The sequence below is a fragment of the Proteus sp. NMG38-2 genome (assembly GCF_020640995.1).
Classification (GTDB): domain Bacteria; phylum Pseudomonadota; class Gammaproteobacteria; order Enterobacterales; family Enterobacteriaceae; genus Proteus.
The window spans coordinates 1,995,915-2,015,490 of sequence record NZ_CP085481.1; the positions used below are offsets into that span (position 1 = coordinate 1,995,915).

Genomic DNA, 19,576 nt, shown 5'->3' on the forward strand with positions numbered 1-19,576 from the left:
TGGTCTTTATTTTCAAAGCAAACTCAATGTATTTACTCGTCCATTATCCCAATTAAAATGCACTAAACGCCCTGTGTTATCGAAAAAATACCACTGGTTAAACTCATGACGATAACTGGGTGTAAATTTTGTCGGCCACTTTAATTCAAAGCTACAGTGATTTTTATTATTGTATAAACGAAAGATCGTTAATTCATCTTTTTGCCAATCAATTAGTTTCGCTGTTCTTGACGTTAAATGAAAAGATTGCTGTTCTTCAATAGATTGAGTATTAGGCAGCTGTAAACGTTGGGTATAGTGTGAATTTGCTGATGTGAGCACGCATTTATCATGCTTTACACCATAATATGAGTTAGACATAAGATCATATTTTAATCCCTCATTTAAATGATGAGGCAGGTTTTCTCGTTGAGTTAATCGACGTTCAGGTAAAATATACGACCAGCGTTCTTTGGGTTCACTATTAATTAGCCAATGCTCAGTATCATTGTGGCGCAGAAGCTCAACAACATCACCATTCAAGGTATCTACATTCCAAACGATTTTAAAGTCACCTTTAGTATCAACAACCTGTACCGTATTATTAATGGCAATAGTCCAAAAAATACCATCAAAAATACGAGTAAAAACAGTGCATTTCAATGTACCAAGCTCTTGAATGGACTGTGTTGTGAGTGCTAATGAATTAATTTGGAAATAATCGCCTCTAGGTGCTAATAATAAAGCGCTTTGGTGGTTTTCTGCGATAACAATATGATAAGTTGGCGTTAAATTATACCAAATTTTTTTCCCTGCTTTATCGGTTAATAATACCCCAGATTCACCTAACGCAATAAGATATCGGTGATCACTTAAGGCAATCACATCATAAATTGCGTAAAGGCCTTGTTCGGGAATAGTCGCTGAAATAAAGTGATTTTGCGCATCTAATGAATAGCGTTTAGCCTCTGGAATATCACTATGAGGTATATCTGTTTTTAATAGTTTATTGGTACTTTTATGAATAAGTTGGCTAATTTCTTTTTTTTCTAGCACAGAATTAGCACCATATTGATCAACAATAATGGGTCGAATAAGTTGATTAATTAGTTGTTCTGTTAATTTAGTCTGCTTAGGTAATGCTAATAGCTCTCTTGCTAAAATGGCGCGTTGAATAGTTGCAAGAGGATCGTTACATGTCTTTTTAATATCACCTTGATATAAATGGAAAGTATCAGGTAATAAAAATATTGATTTCACAAGACTGCGTAGGCTTAATTCTCCACCAGCTTGATAGGCAATTTCTAACCAATGCTTAGCTTTATTGCGGCTGTCCTCATTGTTTAATTGCCAGATAATATCGATAGCTTGTAAATAATCTTCACAGTCCACCAGATATTCAGCCCACTCTTCACGCATTTTATCTGCAATATCAGGATGTTTTTCTTGTAACTGTAATATGACGTAAGAAAAAGTATTGTGTAGGCGAGCATAAATAACAGCAGAATCAATATCGCCCGCTAAGCAATATAAACGAATAATACGATCAGGCCGCATTCCCCACATCCGCGCCAGTTCCGCAGCATGTTGATAGCGCTGAAAGCTTTCTAAATAACTCAGTGCTTCTTCTTTTTCTTGTAACAATTCAGCGAGAACAAATAGTGCTTCTTCATTACAACCAGCTTTATCTAGCTTTATAAACTGTTGACGATAAAGTTGTTTTAAATAATTTTGCAGTTCATCTCCAAAATAAAGACTTTTACGCCCTTGTTGATTGGCTGATATTTCCAGTTTATTTCGCCCTTTTAATCTCCCCAAATAAGGTGAAGGCGTTGTTTCTTGGTTTTCTTGATATTGACTAAGCGGAATACCATGGCGCAATGCTTGAGCGACATTACCGTCTTCAAACATTTTCATCATTTTTTTAATGTAATCAGCTTGCTGTTTACTCATTACAGACGCTAAGCCGCTTTTTACTGAGAGTTTATTTAGCCAGCGTTGCCATGGGGATAATTGAATTGTTTTTTCAGGCGAATAAGGCATAGCTTCATGATTTTGAGGTGTCAGAAGTTTATTAATGATTTTCTGAGTCAGTGATAATGACGTTTTTACGCGAGGTGTCTGTGCTTGAGATGATGACGAAGTATTTTCAAATACCGTTTTTATAAATTGTTTTTGTTTATCATCTGCCTGTGGAATGTTGTCGCCAATAACAGTTCTAATATTTTTCTCTTCTGACAAGGTTTGAGGTGTTATTTCATAAAGGTTGGCGTAGTTATCAGTCTCTTCAAAAATAACTGCGCTGATATCAATATAATCAGCAAGTGATAGAGGTTCAGCTTGTGAAAATAGAAGCGTTGTTACAACACCACTACGAACTAAAGCAAGATCTGCATAAGGCAGTTTTTTTATCTCATCATTATCTAAAGGTGCTGTGCTATAAAGGCGACCGTAACGAATTAAAGGCCATCCTTCAATGGATGAGCAATTCACCGTTTTATTTTCAGTAAAACAGAGAACATCCCCTTGTTCGAATCGATAAATACGACAATTAGCTTGCCAATATTTTATTAAATAAGTCAGCCGTTGAGTCTCGTTAAACCAGTCATTCGGCAGCCATAAACCTTCGATTTGACGATATCCTAATAACATTGGATGACGAATATAATCATTATGCATTTTGGATATCACCTTCTTGTGCAATGGTATACAGATTTAGGCGTAATTGTTTTTGGTATACATCATAAACAACGACTTGTGCATGATCCGTTAATGCAGCAAAAAGGCCTTTAGAGGGGCTAAATGAGTAACGTGTAAACGGATTATCTGCACGATATAAGATTTCTATTTCGCCTTTTGAATAACTGGCAATATTTCGTTTGTTTGAGCTGAGCATCAAAATATTTAAGGTGGTTAAATCTTCTTCTGAGGAGCCATCGAGTGTTGGATAAAAAAGCCCTATTCCTTGCCATCCTTGAGGTAAATCTATTTGATAGCCATAAACCTCATCAATTTCCATATTATAAACATGCCAACTTTGTCGATTAGTGCCTAATGAAATGGCGCAAGATACGGATTTAGAACCATCAGTATATTTATGGCGATAAGCAAATAAGACAGCTCTTTGATAGGAAATAAATTGAGTAAAATAGAGTCGATGTTGGTATTTATTTCGAGAAAAGTCTGCACCAGTAACCATTTGGACTAATTCACTACTGCCATTGAGATAAATATACACAAGTAGGTTGTCTGCTATTTTCTCTATGCCAAGGACTTTCTCTTCAACAATCTTAAAGCTATTTTTTTCTTCAGCATAAATATTGGATGAGAAAGCGACTAACCGCCTTGCTCTATCATGAACAAATAAACTGGTATATTCTCGATTAGATAAATAAGCACTGGTAAGCGTATTACCTCGCCCAATACCCGCAGAGAACTCTTCATCGGAAGGTCGAGGTATATAAGAGAGTTTGGGTAATTGCCAAAAATAGAGGCCATTGTTATTGGAAAGTAATGCACCTACCTTTTTCCCGTGACACTGTAACGCTAAAATAGTGTAACCATCAGGATATATTTGGTATACAAACGTTTTTTTAAGTGAACTGTTTGGATTTAATCTATTGAGCGGTGGGATTTTAATAACCACTAATCCGGGTTTACCTAATAAAGTGACACCAACCGCACTACCATGAAATGAGATAACGGGTGAAAACATCAGTGATATTTTGTGTTCATGTTGATGTGTATTTTGCACTGAAGGCGGTCTTAATTGCCCTTTCAATAATTGTGAACTTAATGCTTTAGGTGGCGTTGGCAATACAATATGGCGTTGAAAATGAGGCGTGCGAATTTTGACATCAATCGTTTTATTGAAACAATCATCTGCCATTAATTCGATATGATGACTTGATGCAGTCTGTTTCAATATAAGTTGTTTTAATATAGATTGTTGATGAGCGCCCGTAACTAACCAAATCTCACCGTTTTGCACATCAAAATCTTTAGCAATAACGTTTTGCCAATGTGTAATATTTTCGTTTAAAACAGGCGAATAAGTCCGACGTGTCAATAATTCGTATAGATCATTAATGCTGTTTAACGGCATTAATGGAATGATTGATTGCAACGTTCCCCACATTAATGTGCAACCCGCTTTTTCTGCCCGTTGTGCCAGTATAATAAGCATTGCAATATGCACTAAGCGGCATTCACCTAGTTGCGAAATACCCGTATCAAAAAGTACGGTGATCTGATTTAAAGATTGTTGGGATTTATAGTTTGGTGCCAAAAAGAGATGTTCTGCATTAATGGCACGTCTCATAAATTCATCAGGCACTTCATCAGCCATTAACCATTCACTAAGTAGCAGGTTTTGATAATCCCCTTTACGCTGTATTTGCCCTATACCATCTTGTTCAGGTAAACCACCGAGTTGCTTTCCCTGTACAGGACCTAATGCACGACTTAGACGTTGTAATAGATCAGAAAAGGCAGGAATTAATTCAGGATCTAACCAGCTAAGCCAAGTTTGCCAAGGTTGTAGCGCTTTGGGCAACGTGGTGGGTTGTGTTGTGGGTAATGACATGATGATAAACCGATCCTTGTATCACATTATATTTCACTCAAAACACAATTGGGTGAGTGTATCCCGTAGCGTTGGTGTTAACGTCCACTGATTATCTAAAGGGATCACCGTTTGAGGTGATGGTAAAAGTAATAGTGGTTGGCGTTTAAAATGTTGCACTAAGGCTTGCTCCACCAGCCCATTAGGTAATAAAAGCTGTTGATGTATAGGGAGCCATAATTTTGCTGTTTCAGTAGACGGTGCGATCAGCGTTATATTTTCAGCCCAAGGTAAATCAGTCTGTTTTCCTAACACAATAAGCCGATGTTGACTGGTGATCACTTTTAGCCGTTGTTGCTGAACATCAGGTAAATGAATAATGAGCTCAATAAGCTGTTTAGCCGTTACACCTGTTGCAAACACCCCTTGTGGTTTAGTGGGCGTTGCATTAGGTTGCCAAGTCAGTGGAAATGTTAGGCTCATAATAAGTGACTAAACTGTATCGCTAATTGGGTACGTAATGTGGCAAGCTCTTCACTTAACATCTCTGTCGAAAAATTCGCATCTATTTCTCGTAACGTCAGTTCAATATCCGCTTTAGAAACAGGTTGTGCATTTAGAACATCTGTTGCTCTTTCAATTAAACGGTTCATGCGAGATTGAGGTTGCAATGTTGCTTCTTCTACGGAGCTAAATAACCGAGAATTCATTGAAAGTGAAAGTTCTTGTCGTAAGATTTCACGTCCTTGTTGTTGCGCATCTTCAGTAGGCAGTACATACAGTAAAGGCCAGAGATCTTGCGCTGTCGCAATCTCTCGATTATTGAGTACGGTTGCGGCAGCAATAAGACGCTGAACACGAACAATACGTCTATCTGAAAGCGTGAATCCTGCATTTCTTAATGAACGCACAGCATTCGCAAGTAACGGTCTGACTTGTGTTAAATCGACATTTTTCACTGCAAGGTGTAGTTCATCTAATCGCATAATATCGAGTTGCACTGAAAGTGGAGTCAAACTTGAGGCCCATCCGCCTTCAAGCATAGCTTCTAATTGGTGATCGGGTACAGGATCTATAAAAAGATGAATAAGAAAGCGATCTGAGAATGCGGCAAGGTTCGGATCATCAGGCAAACTATTAGCAGCACCAATACACACTTTTAATGGACTAATAATATCGGTATGACCACGTTTAAATCGGCGTTCATTTAAAATACCTAATAAGGTGTTTAAAATCGCAGTCGATCCTAGAAAGACTTCATCAAGAAACACGATATCTGCTTCAGGTAACATTCCTGTGATATCGGTTTCAACTTTACCTTCTTTGAGTTTTTTGAGATCAACCGCCCCAAATAGCTCAGAAGGTTCGGTAAAGCGCCCTAAAAGATATTCGAAATATCGCCCACCCAATGTTTGAGAAACTCTGCGTACAACAGCACTTTTGGCCGTCCCTGGAGGGCCAATAACTAGCAAATGCTCCTGAGCAACGGCAGCTAAAACAACTAACTCAGCAAGTTGTTCACGGCCAATCATACCTTGTATTGAGCATTGTATAGCTTTACGAATGCTATCGATAATTCCATTTATATGTGATGTCATATTTTTATGTATCAATTAAAAGTCTAACGATGGGTGGGATTTATTATGAGTTCTTTTATTTTGTGGCTCAACCCTTTTAATTAAATTCAAATTAAAAGGGATTTTATAATTTAATTTATTGTTATGTTTAAGTATTTTAGGTTTTCTAATAACTACATTTTGTTTTTGTTATAAAATTTTTCACCACACATTAATTTGGTAAAATCAGCACTTACAGTAGCTACAGAGACAGGTTTATCTTTAGCAATATAAATAAAAGATTTTCGAATTTTATCTTCTTCACTGACTTCTTTTAATTTACCGTCAATCACTCTATCCGAATCATAATTTACGCAATAGCCGAGTGTTGTTGAGGTCTTTTTATCCTTTACTGTCACGATGTCATTATATTTAAAACGATAACCTTGATTCTCTTTAGCAAGTTCTTCCTTAGCGTCTTCCCCTATAGCAAAAGGATTTGAAAGACGTGCAATTGCAGCTACATACTCTGTATCCATTTTGTTGCTTACAAATTGCTTATCTGAGGCATTCGCTGCGCTATAAACAACACCTTGTTGAGTTGTTTTTACGCTATACGCTTCCCACTCTTGGGATTCTTTTATAAAAGGTGCAGTATTCGATAAAATTGTGGTGAATTTATCCCATGCTCCAGTTGTTGAGTTGCAACCTGAAAGCAAAAGTGTAGAACTGCCCAACAGTAGCAACGCCAGCGTCTTTCTTTGCATTTTCACTCCTTAAACTAAAAGATAAATTTAATGATATATCAAATTGTTAACCTATTTGAGGTTATCATCTTCTAGGTTAAATTGTATGCTCAACTTCCTAGGAATATGCTTAATTTGTTTACAAACCATTCACTAAATGATGAAAACAATCCTTGTTAGAGTGAGAAAAATAAGAGTGAGAGAAATAAGCTGATTAACGAACTTTTCTTCTTTCGGTGGCAATATCAAATGCCAAGCTTCTTAAATTAGGTGAATGATTTATTAATGCACGATGTGTTGACGCTTGGCTGATAAAGGCAAAACTTTTCCCCCAAGGGTGTTGATAACGATCACGGACGATAGGCGCGCGCCAATGTTGCAATAATCCTTCTAAAGGCAAGTGATCGTCTCCAACGGTTAATGCTTGAGTAACTAATTGTGGAAATTCACGTTTAATATCTTTGACTTGTAAATACCAGCGTTCTCTCCCATAAATAGCTGCTTTTAATGTGATATTGTTATCACTCAAATACCACACTTGTGGCACGGCTTGTTCATCAGCATTAATTCCTGAAACCGCATCAGTAAAGCGTTTAGCACATTGTAGATTTTGTGCCAAAGCCTCTCTTACCCGTTGATTCTGTGCTGAACTGATTGATGTTTTATAAGGACCTAATCGGTAGCGTTCCCAACATGTCTCATCATAGATATCAAAATCACTTAATGCTCTACCGTAGCTATCCATAACCACAGGATTAGGCGGTAAAAGTTGGTATACAAAAGGACAACCGCAGACATCATCGGATGAAAAGCCATGAAGATAACCACTTCCGGCATAATAGCCAGTCTCCATCATTGATAACGCTTGGAATGTACCGTGCCAAGGTGGGCCAAAGGCATACCATTTCGCCACTAATGCTCTATTTTCTGGTGTGGTATGACGTAACCAATAGCGTATTGCGAGGTTAGACGCGGATTGTGCAATAAAAATAAAAGGCTGACTCTCGCCAAAAATCGTTTTTAATCGATTAACTTCTCTATCAATAGTATCCACCAGCAATCGATGATCGGCTCTCCAATCATGAGCAAGGAAAAATAGATCTTGCCCTTCACGATAACCCAATGCGGTTTCAAGTACATCTTTAAGCTCTTGAGTGACAAGTGTGCTCACTAAATAAGGGACAATCGAAAAGGCATGCAATTGCTCGGTGGCTAATACGCGAGGTGAATGTTGAGCGTTGGGATGTTCATATTCATAATCACTTTTTGTAAAAACACTACGATGATCACCCCAAATAAAGGCCTGCTTTTGTCTATCAAAAAGCTTAGTGCCTAAAATTCCTGGTAAATAGATAATAGGAAGATTGGGTACTTTATCATCGAGTTGTGCTTTACGAATTTGAGCCGCAATAAGCTGAGCACGGATTAATGACCATCCTCTATTGAGTGGCATATTTTTAGCGTCCTTTTAATGGAATAAGAGTGATCGGCACATTTTCGCTACCAAGATGCGTTTTTTCGGCCTCAGTAACAGGAAAGTGAGCACGATCGTAAACCTCAAATAGTTGGCAAGGTTCATTTTGGTGATGATAAAGGCGGATCCCCTCTGCTTTAGGGCTACTTTTGGACAACATAAAGCGATGGCAACTGTTGGTGCTGATTGGGCCAATAGGCTCACCTTGTTTTGTAATAAATTGATAATAAATAGGCGAATCATTTTTTTGTTCAATATGGCAAGCCTGAACAGGACCACGGAAAGGATGGGTAATACAGATAAAATCATCAGGGATATGTTCTGATAATTTGTCAGTATTAGATCTAGCCCAAGGCAAAATAATGGACGGCTGAAAATGACAATGAGGACATTGCCCATTATCTAAGTGAGATTGTGCAATTAATCCACTTCGCTTAACTAATAAGGCATGGCATTCAGGACAATAAGAGTTTGCGCTATCTGTATCAAACACATTTCCGACATAAACATAACGCATACCTTCGTTTAAGGCTTGCTGGCGAGCTTGCTCTAAAAAAGGAATTGATGTGCGTTCAACGTGTCGATATTGGTAATCAGGATGGAAACGAACATAGTGCAAAGGAATATCTGCATCAAGATATTTAAGCATCCAATCTGTGACTTTTTTCGCTTCTTCTAGTGAGTCATTACGTCCCGTCACGCATAAGTTAGAGACTTCAAGATGCGGACTATTTGTAGCTTTGCGTGCATCATAGACTTGTTTAATACCGTCAAGAACGGGCTGTAAACGCCCTCCTGTATGCTTACGATAAAAACTATCTTGCATTGATTTTAATGAAATACTAAAGATATCCATTACACCTAGTAATTCATCAATGGCTTTTTCGCTGATGTAAAATGCACTCTTGTACAGATTTTTTAAGCCATGTTCACGAGCAAGCTTCGCTGTGTCCATGACAAACTCATGCCAAACAATCGGATCATTATAAGTCCACGACAAAACACGAATATTATGTTTTAACGCATAATTGACCACATCTTCAGGGCTGTAATACGCCACACTGCTGTCTTGTACATAACGTGCTTGGCTGGTGCTCCAGTTTTGGCAAAAATCACAACGTAACATACAGCCAATATTACCTAACGATAAAATGCGTTCACCGGGTGCATAATGATAAACCGCTTCGGTTTCTATCGACTCTTGTGTCATGGGTACCGATTTACCGTAGTTTAGCGTCACTAAACTGCCATTCTCATTGCGTCTTAGTTTGCAAGTTCCTGTGCGACCTAAATTAATTTTACAGGCTCGTGGGCAAAGCTCGCATTGAATGCGATTATTTGAAATTGGGTGCCATAAGCGCGCTGGGTTCCCTGTTTGTTGCCATTGCTTCATTCTTACCATGAGTTATTCCTTCTGATCATTACAATGATGATTATTTTCATGAAGCGGCAAAGTGGTTTTTTGTCGAATACCTGTTTGCCAGTATTTCAAAACATGACGTAGTGACCAGCAGAAAGGATGGCCTTTTGCCGGTGTATTAATTAAATAATGGCATTCGCCTTGTGGCGTTAAAGAGGAAATTAGTTTAAAACCGGGACCAAACGTATATGGCTTGATTTTAATGGTATCGTTATTCCCTATTTGAGATTGCGTTAAGAAATCTGCATTTTGTCGTGTCGCGTGAATAGTTTCACGATTACCACCTTGATAGAAATAACGTCCAGTTAATAGACGATTAAGCCACAATGGCTTTTTGATACTATGTTGGAATTCAACATAAGGGCGTTCCATTTTTTGACTGGCAATTAATGCACTGGCATAGGTTTCACGAATTAATATGGGTATCTCTTTTTCTTCAAACTGCCAACTTTGTAGATGATGTTGCAAAATATTCAAAATACTCCAGCGACAACTTGGCCAAAAATCCGTATACAGTGCGCGTGATCCTCTTTTTAATACCTTACCTAATACCTTGTCAGTAAGATGTTGGAACCACACATCAAAAAATCGTGAGGCATTTAATTGTTGAGTATTGCCATCCCACTGAGAAAGGATTTTATCTTCAGGCACATAAGGGAGCAAAAAAGCGAGTGCTTGTTGAGCAAAAATATCTTTTTTATCATCTTGAAGTTGGCAAAATGTCTCAACAGTGTGTTTTTTTGTTTGCTGAATAAGCGCTTCAATACGCAACGCTCTTGTTGGTGGATGCCAGCGATTAGATAGCGCAGGTTTCCCATTAAAAAGAGATTCGCTATATTGATTGGCATAAAGAACATATCCCCGTTCAGGGTTATATTCGGTGGGTAAATCATCAAAAGGAACATAACCTTGCCATTGATGCAATGGTTCCGTTAGGCTCAGTATTAAACTGCCAATTTCACGATGACGCTTAGGAATATACCCCATACTCTGTAAGCCAATATCGCCGTGAATATCTGCATATCCCACCATCATGGGGGAATTTTTTACATGCTTTAAAGCTTCTCTAAATGATGCCCAGTTATGACATTTTGCGAGCTGATAAAAAGTAATATCACCACTTGGATCATCTAATGCAGGCCAGCGTAGAAATAAACCATAGCCCTCCTTTTCTGACATCAATCGACCTTGTGAATACTCATAAGTCACAAAGCTCTGTTGGCGTTTTGAAGATAAACCAATGCTATGTGTTCTTTTTACTAAAGGTTCCCATCCCTGTGTGGTTTCAACCTTTTCATTTTCTAAATCAATGCGTCCCCAATATAAATCTTGGTTATCCGCCATAATGCCAACCATTCCCCACGCTGCATGGGCATTGCGTCCCACAATAATGCCCGGTGATCCTGGAAAATGTGAACCCATTACGCTTAATCCTTCATCGCTTTTTAACCGACATAACAGATTAAAACTAGGATTAACATGTCCCATATGCGGATCAGCAGCTAACATCGGTTTACCAGATGCGGTAAACAAGCCATTCACTGCAATCACGTTAGATCCCGTATCAGGTGAAGCCAGTCCTAAGTGCTGTAGGCCTTTTAACCCTTCTTTAAACGCTGCAATCACTTCAGGGTGATATTCCCCCTGCTCGTTTAAAGGTAATGGTGGAATTTGATTGCCTTCTAGGCTAAAGGTAGATAAAAGCTGTTGATGTTGAGATGTTGTTAGTCGATTCGCTAAGCGGGTATTAAATAACTCATATTGCCAAGCTGAGTTAATAAAGTATTTCAATTGCCCTAAGAGATAGCTATCTGTCGTGGTAAATTTTTCAGGTTGATAACGCAATAATAAACATTCAATAGGTCTGATTTTTAAATCATTAATAGCTTGGTTAATACCTGCAATATATGCAGTGATATGTTGAAATTGAGTCGCCTGCCAACTATCTGACGGTGCGTTTTTATCGTTAAGTTCTGCAATTTTGGCTAACTCTACTAATCCTAATCGACGTTGAAAAATGTCTGTTCTAAGGGCGCCATTTCCCATGACTTCACTTAAGCGACCACTGGCAACTCGGCGTGATAAGTCTAATTGCCACAATCGCAAATAAGCTGCACCATAACCTTGACCATAGAAAACCGCATTATCTGTATCACCCTTGATACTTAATAGTTGCTCAGTTTCAAGTGAGAGTGAAACCGCTCCCCATGGGCTGGTTAGTGTCCTTGGCTTCATTTTTGCTCCTTATTTATCAACGTCTGTTGATGAGCAATGCTGCAGATATAATCCTTAAATTCAGTTAATGGCTCTCCTGCTGTCCATCCTAATAGTTGTTCTGCCTTATAAGATGAATAGGTATAAGTGCTACCATCCATAATACGTAGTGCTTCACAAGAAAGTGGCATGGTTAGACCTAGCATAGAGAGTCTATCCATCAACCATGCTAATGGCCGCAAACTACGGCGATCTTTTGTCGGTAATGAGGGTGTTTTTTGTATTTCACTTAATAGTGTGAAAATTTCAGGCATAGAAAAAACATCACCTGTGAAAAGAACAGTTTCTTGTGGTTTATCTAAGGCCAGTAATCGTAATAATCCGTCACAAAGTCGTTCAACATGACAGAGTTGAAATGTGCTGTTTGTACTGATTTGAAAAGGAATTTTTTTATTAAAAAATGCGGATAAGGTTTGGGCTAAAACGCTATTATCACCTTGTCCAAAAACACCGCCACAAATCGCAATTTTTATCGGCATACCTTGTTGCTGGTGGTGTTCAACGAATACGTGAGCAATTTGCTTGGTTTCTTCATAATAACTGCGAAAATAACCATTGTGACGATGAGTTTCATCAAGTAATAACCCCTTTGTTTCTCCTAATGCTGCTGTTGTGCTGGTATATAAAATCTGAGAGATTTGTGCTTTTTTGGCTTCATCTAGCAAATTCAATGTGCCAGTGACATTGGTTTGATACATTTTTTGATATTCTGAACGTGTCGGCGCAATGCCGACTCGATAATCCGCGGCTAAATGAATAATGATATCTTGCCCAATCAGCGCTTCTCGGTAGGTATTCGGTTGCAATAAATCGCCTTTCACCACCTTAATACCGTTGGGTAATGCTGGACGATAAGGATGATTTTTACGGGGTTCGCGACATAATATCGTTAATTCATCACCGAGTTCTGCAAGTTTAGCTAATAAGTAAGAGCCAATAAATCCACTAGCGCCTGTGATAAATATTTTCCGTTTATTCAATGTTGTTATCCTTCTTTATTCACAAAGAACACCAGTGCAGCCAATATAAAAAAGCCGTCATGCGTTGCTGTCATTGGGCGAGAATGCATCGTGCCAATTGGGCAATAACGAGTGAAACAGTAATTTTGCAGTGAAAGTGAAGAGAGGTCGCCGTGATAAGCCAGCGTTTGTAAGCGTGCAAACCACTCTTTTTGGGCTAATTGCAAATGATGCTCCACAGAGCCAACAATCAATTGAAAGCCAAAATTAAGCCAATATTGAGGCATAAATTGAGTGTGATAAGTGACTGCCCAGCCTGATTTTGCATCATAGTGTGTTGGTTTTTCATTATTGAGTCGCTCACGAGACAGTGAATACTCATGCGCTTGTGCCATTTGTTGAAGTTTTAGATCATCAGGCAATGGCGGTAATGAGGGCAATGCGATAGAAAGTTGCTGATAGAGTTGTTCTGCACAGGTTTTATTTTCTAATAAAATAAAACGAGGTGAACTACAAACCTGCTGTCTAAACAAGCAAACATCATTTAACACCAAAGAAATATCAGGTAATGAATCACCCAAAATAGCCATCCCACTTATTTTGGGACCTAACTCAATTAATTTAATATGTGCTGGTGTGATTTGGCGATAATGCTGAATAAGCGCATCACCACCTGCTAATAAAATGGCCTCGATACCTTCAAGAACAAGCTCATCGTTTTGATTTTCACTCGACCAATTTAGAATTTCACACTGATTTTCATTTAAGCCTAAATATGCCCGTAATGGATAAAGCCATTGTGTTGATAATCGTGCTTTTATTCTGATGGGACTACCAATTAAATAGCCTGCAAGTAAGGCTTCTAATGTACCAAGGGGATCTTTTTCAGAGACTACAATTAATAATTTATTGGGCGCTCGCCAGTTTTTATTTCCTAATTCGTTAGCCACTTTTTGTGCTAATACATCGCTATAAGCCCATTGTTTCAGACGTTCAAGGCAGAATTTTTGCGTCAAAACGTCATCAGAAAATAACCAGTTTTCATTAAGGCAGTGTATTAAACACAGTTTAATGTTTGCTAAACGAACAAGTATCGCTTCTATCATTTTATCTGTGCAGCGCAAGTGCCCTCTGGTGAAGTAGCTCTTCCAATATAATGAATATAGGGTAAAGAATGACCACAAGCGCATTGTGTTCCCCATATTCCTAAATCTTGAGTTAACAGACGTTGAGAAGGCAGAGAATCAAAAAAAGGATTCTCAAGTTGAATAAATCCTGTTTTACCTTCTGGTGCCCGATCACCCGTTTCATCAATAATGGCAAAGCGAGAATAAGCTGGAATGTGGAAATGCCCTTCACTACAACTAATGTAGTGTAGAGGATGTTCTGTCATGCCATAAATATCACGAATATCAACATTAGGAGCATGTAAGGTTTCTTTTAATCCTTGGATAATATCAGGTCGTTCAAGTTGTTTTGTCATCCCTTTCCATCCTCCGCCCGTTAAGCCTTTAATCGGCGATAACAGCGTGAAGGGTTCTGGTCGGCTTAAACATAAGTGCTCAAAGAAAAGTGTTAACCCAAGAATATAAATAGGAGCCGGATCACTCGCCCAACGCTGTAATGTTGACCATGCTAGTTTTGTATCAAATTGGCCTTGTTCTGATACCGTAAAAACAAGCTCTTTAATCGGTGCGCATTGGGTAAATTTTAAGAAAGCAGTGGCAAAACCAGCATGATCGCCAGATTGAGGATCGGGCGATAACATCAGAAAATGGGCTGGGTTTGTGGATATTAAGCTATTGTGATAGAAAATCTGTGTCATTGCCGTTTCAATGCGCTTTAGGCTGACATCATCAAAGAAAACTTGCGTTTTTCCTTGTTGTCCCGTTCCTGAGCTATTTAGCCAAATGCCATTGCGATGTGTTGGTGTCGCTAAATCCATGGTTTTAAATAAATTAACGGGGATAACTGGTTGAGGCATTTTTTGCCATAGCGATTGATAATTAGCATTATATTGACGATGCCAGATATCTGCTTCATCCATAGATGCAGTAAAAAGAGCATCATCAAAACTATCAACAGCATAAGGTTGAGTAAGGTTAACTAAGCTATCAATTTTATGACACCGTTTTTCTGACATGATGTATCCTTACATTGATAATGGTTATATCAACATAGTCAGCAATTATTTTTACTTATTGAATGTAATTATTCTTAAAACAGGAAGGATGTGATTAGATTTCACCGTTCTTATGTTTTATATCACATTGTTTTATCTAGATTGAATAATCACAATCTGATAAATAAGTAGTTTTGCTTAAAAGCAAAGAGAACACTTTAAAAATAAAGTGTTCTCTTTGGTGATTATTATGTGTGGATCGCTATTTTTTGTGAACGTAGCAAAGCTTATCCATTAGCTTTTTACGAATATCATCTGAAATAAAACTGGCATTAAGAGCATCGATATTACATTGCTGAAAGTCTTTTTCGCACCAACCAAAAATATCATGTAATAATTGATATTCTTTATTTAATGAAGTATTGGCAAGCGTTCGTGCGTCGGTATTAATATTTAATTTAACGCCCTGCTTTTTTAGCTGATTAACGGGATGTTGGCCTATTTGCTCATAGATATTGCAGATAATATTACAGCTTGGACAAACCTCTAATAATATATTTTGAGATTTAAGCCTATTAATAACTTCGCTATCCTCAATACTTCTTACACCATGACCAATTCGAGTAACATGCAGTTTATCCAATGTTTCTGTGACACTTTCAGCACCTTTTGCTTCTCCTGCATGAGCAATTAAATTACCCCCTGCTTTTTTAACATAATCAAAAGCAGTGATATGATTATCTAAAGGAAAACGGGCCTCATCAGCAGCTAAATCAAGTATTACAAATTGAACGCTATGAAATAAACGGTGAGCATGTGGTCTTTTCTTTTGAACAAGCTTTCTGTGTTATTGGTGATTTAGAACTGTTTTCAGCTAAAGATGAAATGATCTTTAGCACCGTACAAGCCTTAGTTCCTTCCTATTTATTAGCGTTACCTCTTTCCATAATCAGACAAAAAGCATTACAAGATGCTAATTTTCTCACCTTTATTTGTCAGCAATTAAGCCAAAAACTTTATCAATCTTCATTAAGACACTCTCAGTCACCCTATTCTTCAGAATTTAAACTACGTCGATATTTATTTTTTAAAACACAACAAGAAGGAGTCTCTTTTCAATTAGAAAAAAGAGACTCATTAGCGGCAATGCTTGGGATCTCAACCAGACAATTAAACCGCGCTTTAGCTCATTTAGTCAGTATTAAGGCGATTAAATTAAAGAGCAAATCGATAACGGTGTTGGATTGTGAATGGCTAGCAAAAATAGAAATATAAATTACTATTTATGTTTCTATTTTATTCTTAATCTGAAATTAGTTGTTTTTTCCGACTCTGACAAATGGACTACTATAACTACGGTTATAATTGATTATTTTTCCAACATAGCGATCGCGAATATCCTGAGGTGCTTTTCGACCTATAAATTCCCAACGTTCACTAGGTAGCTTTATTGTACGAGTAAAGTATTCTTGTGTTCCAGCTTTTACCCATCCGTGAATTTCGTATACTTCCTTAACAATATTATTATATGTAGCATAAGCATACTTTACAGATTCATCATTTCTTGGTGGATTATGCCACACACCTCTGGTTGCCTCGAATAATTGAAGATCAGTCATACCAAATTTATAAAGTTTATTTAAAATAAAAACTAAACCACTGTGTTCAGGTGAAACATCAACATCTTCACGTGAATAAATGGATTGTATTTCTTCTATTGTTAACCTACCTTGTCTTTTGTTGGTTTCATTATTGCTACTGCTTTTTCCATTAATTTTATTAGTCAAAAGGTCAATACCAATTAAATCTAAGCAAGTTCGTTCGACCATATATGCACTATCTGAGTTACTAATCCCATGACATAAGATATCGATACCAAGCATATTGTTTTTTTGTAATTCAATGATTTTTTGTGTTTTTTCATCTAATTCATCGCCATTTTCCTTCATTTTTTCGGCTTCAGCAATGTGGGTAAGACAGCGAGAATTTTTCCCTTTCCCTATGTAAAATGGTATACGGCGAGTTCCATTTACCTCACAAAGAGCATACACATAGTAGTCAATTTCATTCAATGTTTTTTTATACTTATTAAATTCTTTCATTTTTATTTCCAGCGCTATAAAAATATAATTTATATAATATATTTCTATTTTTAATGGATGGATTATGTAGTAAAAATAACTGCTATTACTTTAATCATTTAATTTAATAAACATGAGGTAATAATAATTATATTTTTGGAATAATTGCTCATTTTCTCGCGTAAGAAGTAATTAATCATTAAAATTTATTAAATTAACTTAATGACTTAGCTTAATAAACGTTTTATTGATAAACAATTTCAAGATCTAATGTAGCATTTGCTGTCCCAGGGAAAACGTCTTTTTCCATTTGTTTGTAATAACCCCTAAAATTTAAAGTTACTTCACCTTCATTTTGGGTGGCGCTAATCACGGTATTACGTTTATTTAATTCTAATGTAGACCAATTACTGCCATTTACACTGTATTGTGTTTCAACACCAACTCCTTTGGCATTATCAGATGAAGGATTTAATGCCAAAACAGTATTGTCGCCAGAAAAAGCAGTTCCTCTAGGATTTAAAATAACGGGTAATCCTTCAGGACACTCTAGGGTAATATTCCAGTCTATTTTTTCGCTCGTTGAATGTATCTGTTCGCCAAATCCGTTGTTACTTAAGGAAATATGCCCAAGGTTAACCTCTTTGATTTTTGATGACTCTAATATGCAGGTACTAGCTTGCACCTTTCCTTTAATATCAAATAAGGTGTCATAACTTATTACTTGTGAAGAAAATAATAAGGAAGAGACAAAAAGGATTATGGATTGGATTGGTTTCATCATTATTCCTTAATTACTTTGCACAACAAAGGTAATTGAAGCATTAGCTTTGCCCGGCGTTGCCGTATTTTCTAACTGTTTATAACGAGCTCTTAATTTCAATTTATTAATACCATTGGTAACTTCTTTCGAGCTTAATAACACACTTAACTCATTGGCATTTTTAGCTTCCCAGTGGTTGCGCTCTGGAGAATAGGCTTCAATTTGAATAGCCATTCCTGAGGCAGCATTGGCGATATCGTCAAGCTTAAATAAGTTTTTATCTGATGCAGGTGCTCCTTGTAATGAACCTACCACTTGACTACTTTGCATTTTACAATTAAAGACTAATTCAAATTCAACCCAATCAGTTGTACTGCCCGCAGAGAAATTATTGCCATTTCCTGTTAATAACCAAGTACCTAATTCGACATTTAAATTATTTGTTTCAATGCTACAAGCCGCCGCTTTTATCGAACCCGTATAATTGACTTTAACGCTATCACTAGCAAAGACAGAGAAAGAAAAGAATACTAATGCGAATAAAATGCACTGAATAACACTCTTTTTTAAAATTGATTTATTTTTCACGATAGTTCCTTCTAAATTAGCGATAAACTAACGTTACAGTGACTTTAGCATTGCCATCAGACGCCTTGACATTGTCAGATAATTTTACGTATTTAAAATCAAAATCTTTATTTATCACTTCTTTCTTATTGGTTGTTTTCGCAAAAGAATATTGATAATTACCCGGTGTTTTTCTATCGCCACCGAGTTTTAAAGCTTCAGAGCTTCCTGATTCAAACATCTGCACACCAAAGCCGGGGTTATTGCTCTGATTTTCTAAATAGATAATATCTGAGCCAATATTATTTGGGTTGTTATTATCAGCAATCGTGTAATCAACAATCATATTTTCAGGGCATTCAACCGTCATTGATTGTTGTGCATAACCAAAATTATCACCAATACCCAATTTGCGTATTGCCGCCAGCTCATGAGTCCCTAAATCAACGGTTTCACGTTTGGTTTTTACTTCACAACTGCTCTCTTTCCACGTCACAGCAGGTGAACTTCGTACAATTAAACCCACCCCCATAACCAAAGATGTTGTTCCTCGAGTACATTGAAAGTTTAATGATTCTAAATTTATTCTATTAGATGTACTTTTATTTATTTCGCCAGATACCGTCTTTACAAAGGCAATTTTCATTTCTAAATAAAGCTTTACGGTATTATCTTTCGTCTCACGATAGGTTTCAGCAGAAGTAATGGGATACCACTGTGATGTTCCTTGTTGACGATATCCCATGATATAACCGATGCCATCTATGTTGGTTTTAAAAACAGGATAAGATTGTGAATCTTCGCGTATTGCAGAAATACCTGATAAATTTGTTGTGATCTTTGTTACATAGTTATATTTGCCAGGTGTAAACGCCTCGCATAAATTTTCATCAGAGCTTGCGCTGAATGTTTGCCAACCATTACCTAAAAGAGAGCCTGATGGTTTTTTTTGAGCTATATCATCAATAATAAAATTATTAATACCGAGGTAAAAAGTACCATCACTTAATGCCTGAGATGAAAACAAGGTTAAAGAAGTAGCAATAATAAATTGTTTAATATTCATAATGA

The 19,576-nt window shown here is 37.2% G+C and carries 17 protein-coding genes; 1 reads left to right on the top strand and 16 read right to left on the bottom strand.

Going from position 1 to position 19,576, the window contains the following annotated elements; all coding sequences use genetic code 11:
- Nucleotides 1-12 precede the first annotated feature (12 nt).
- The 12 genes from LG402_RS09630 to LG402_RS09685 all read right to left on the bottom strand — a co-directional run bounded on the left by LG402_RS09630 (nt 13) and on the right by LG402_RS09685 (nt 15,875).
- Nucleotides 13-2,658, bottom strand: a complete 2,646-nt coding sequence (locus LG402_RS09630; RefSeq protein ID WP_227336854.1) for a bpX6 domain-containing protein — start codon at nt 2,656-2,658, stop codon at nt 13-15.
- Entirely contained in the window at nt 2,651-4,564 is a 1,914-nt protein-coding gene (locus tag LG402_RS09635) for a hypothetical protein (protein WP_227336855.1), read from the bottom strand. Before LG402_RS09635 ends, LG402_RS09630 begins: the two co-directional genes overlap by 8 nt.
- 33 nt (nt 4,565-4,597) lie before the next feature.
- The gene (locus LG402_RS09640; RefSeq protein WP_227336856.1) at nt 4,598-5,026 is read right to left on the bottom strand and encodes a hypothetical protein; all 429 of its coding nucleotides are present in this window, start codon (nt 5,024-5,026) and stop codon (nt 4,598-4,600) included.
- On the bottom strand, nt 5,023-6,141 hold the full coding sequence (locus LG402_RS09645; protein WP_227336857.1) for an AAA family ATPase: 1,119 nt from the start codon (nt 6,139-6,141) through the stop codon (nt 5,023-5,025). Before LG402_RS09645 ends, LG402_RS09640 begins: the two co-directional genes overlap by 4 nt.
- Before the next feature lie 152 nt (nt 6,142-6,293).
- Entirely contained in the window at nt 6,294-6,866 is a 573-nt protein-coding gene (locus LG402_RS09650; RefSeq protein ID WP_109408276.1) for a hypothetical protein, read from the bottom strand.
- 193 nt (nt 6,867-7,059) lie between these two features.
- On the bottom strand, nt 7,060-8,298 hold the full coding sequence (locus LG402_RS09655) for a lipase/acyltransferase domain-containing protein (protein WP_227336858.1): 1,239 nt from the start codon (nt 8,296-8,298) through the stop codon (nt 7,060-7,062).
- 4 nt (nt 8,299-8,302) lie between these two features.
- Entirely contained in the window at nt 8,303-9,721 is a 1,419-nt protein-coding gene (amrS, locus tag LG402_RS09660; protein WP_227336859.1) for an AmmeMemoRadiSam system radical SAM enzyme, read from the bottom strand.
- Between the two features lie 3 nt (nt 9,722-9,724).
- Nucleotides 9,725-11,974 carry a penicillin acylase family protein gene (locus LG402_RS09665; RefSeq protein WP_166541261.1) on the bottom strand — a complete coding sequence of 750 codons (2,250 nt, stop codon included), beginning with the start codon at nt 11,972-11,974 and terminating at the stop codon, nt 9,725-9,727.
- Complete coding sequence (locus tag LG402_RS09670; protein WP_227336860.1) at nt 11,971-12,993, bottom strand: NAD-dependent epimerase/dehydratase family protein; 1,023 nt, start codon at nt 12,991-12,993, stop codon at nt 11,971-11,973. The genes LG402_RS09665 and LG402_RS09670 overlap by 4 nt, the downstream gene beginning before the upstream one ends.
- Before the next feature lie 5 nt (nt 12,994-12,998).
- Complete coding sequence (locus LG402_RS09675; protein WP_227336861.1) at nt 12,999-14,096, bottom strand: acyl-CoA reductase; 1,098 nt, start codon at nt 14,094-14,096, stop codon at nt 12,999-13,001.
- Complete coding sequence (locus tag LG402_RS09680) at nt 14,075-15,115, bottom strand: hypothetical protein (protein WP_166541258.1); 1,041 nt, start codon at nt 15,113-15,115, stop codon at nt 14,075-14,077. The genes LG402_RS09675 and LG402_RS09680 overlap by 22 nt, the downstream gene beginning before the upstream one ends.
- Before the next feature lie 241 nt (nt 15,116-15,356).
- Nucleotides 15,357-15,875 (bottom strand): hypothetical protein, encoded by a 519-nt coding sequence (locus tag LG402_RS09685; protein ID WP_166541437.1) that lies wholly within the window; start codon nt 15,873-15,875, stop codon nt 15,357-15,359.
- Between the two features lie 35 nt (nt 15,876-15,910).
- On the opposite strand from LG402_RS09685, the gene LG402_RS09690 reads away from it, so the two are divergent.
- Nucleotides 15,911-16,369, top strand: coding sequence for a Crp/Fnr family transcriptional regulator (locus tag LG402_RS09690; RefSeq protein ID WP_109408268.1), 459 nt, complete (start codon nt 15,911-15,913; stop codon nt 16,367-16,369).
- A 38-nt stretch (nt 16,370-16,407) separates the two neighbouring features.
- Here LG402_RS09690 and LG402_RS09695 read toward each other — a convergent pair whose 3' ends face one another.
- The 4 genes from LG402_RS09695 to LG402_RS09710 form a co-directional block, all read right to left on the bottom strand.
- Nucleotides 16,408-17,196, bottom strand: a complete 789-nt coding sequence (locus LG402_RS09695) for an LEM-3-like GIY-YIG domain-containing protein (protein WP_109408267.1) — start codon at nt 17,194-17,196, stop codon at nt 16,408-16,410.
- Between the two features lie 223 nt (nt 17,197-17,419).
- Nucleotides 17,420-17,956: a fimbrial protein gene (locus LG402_RS09700; protein WP_166541256.1), complete on the bottom strand. Its 537-nt coding sequence runs from the start codon at nt 17,954-17,956 to the stop codon at nt 17,420-17,422.
- A gap of 9 nt (nt 17,957-17,965) precedes the next feature.
- Complete coding sequence (locus LG402_RS09705; protein WP_227336862.1) at nt 17,966-18,526, bottom strand: fimbrial protein; 561 nt, start codon at nt 18,524-18,526, stop codon at nt 17,966-17,968.
- 16 nt (nt 18,527-18,542) lie between these two features.
- Nucleotides 18,543-19,571 (bottom strand): fimbrial protein, encoded by a 1,029-nt coding sequence (locus LG402_RS09710; RefSeq protein WP_166541254.1) that lies wholly within the window; start codon nt 19,569-19,571, stop codon nt 18,543-18,545.
- Nucleotides 19,572-19,576 lie beyond the last annotated feature (5 nt).

Bases quoted from the DNA above. Each gene is read 5' to 3' on its own strand.
- LG402_RS09645 (WP_227336857.1), bottom strand. From the start codon at position 6,141: ATGACATCACATATAAATGGAATTATCGATAGCATTCGTAAAGCTATA.
- LG402_RS09655 (WP_227336858.1), bottom strand. From the start codon at position 8,298: ATGCCACTCAATAGAGGATGGTCATTAATCCGTGCTCAGCTTATTGCG.
- LG402_RS09640 (WP_227336856.1), bottom strand. From the start codon at position 5,026: ATGAGCCTAACATTTCCACTGACTTGGCAACCTAATGCAACGCCCACT.
- LG402_RS09650 (WP_109408276.1), bottom strand. From the start codon at position 6,866: ATGCAAAGAAAGACGCTGGCGTTGCTACTGTTGGGCAGTTCTACACTT.
- LG402_RS09700 (WP_166541256.1), bottom strand. From the start codon at position 17,956: ATGAAACCAATCCAATCCATAATCCTTTTTGTCTCTTCCTTATTATTT.
- LG402_RS09635 (WP_227336855.1), bottom strand. From the start codon at position 4,564: ATGTCATTACCCACAACACAACCCACCACGTTGCCCAAAGCGCTACAA.
- amrS (WP_227336859.1), bottom strand. From the start codon at position 9,721: ATGGTAAGAATGAAGCAATGGCAACAAACAGGGAACCCAGCGCGCTTA.
- LG402_RS09630 (WP_227336854.1), bottom strand. From the start codon at position 2,658: ATGCATAATGATTATATTCGTCATCCAATGTTATTAGGATATCGTCAA.
- LG402_RS09695 (WP_109408267.1), bottom strand. From the start codon at position 17,196: ATGAAAGAATTTAATAAGTATAAAAAAACATTGAATGAAATTGACTAC.
- LG402_RS09665 (WP_166541261.1), bottom strand. From the start codon at position 11,974: ATGAAGCCAAGGACACTAACCAGCCCATGGGGAGCGGTTTCACTCTCA.
- LG402_RS09710 (WP_166541254.1), bottom strand. From the start codon at position 19,571: ATGAATATTAAACAATTTATTATTGCTACTTCTTTAACCTTGTTTTCA.
- LG402_RS09680 (WP_166541258.1), bottom strand. From the start codon at position 15,115: ATGTCAGAAAAACGGTGTCATAAAATTGATAGCTTAGTTAACCTTACT.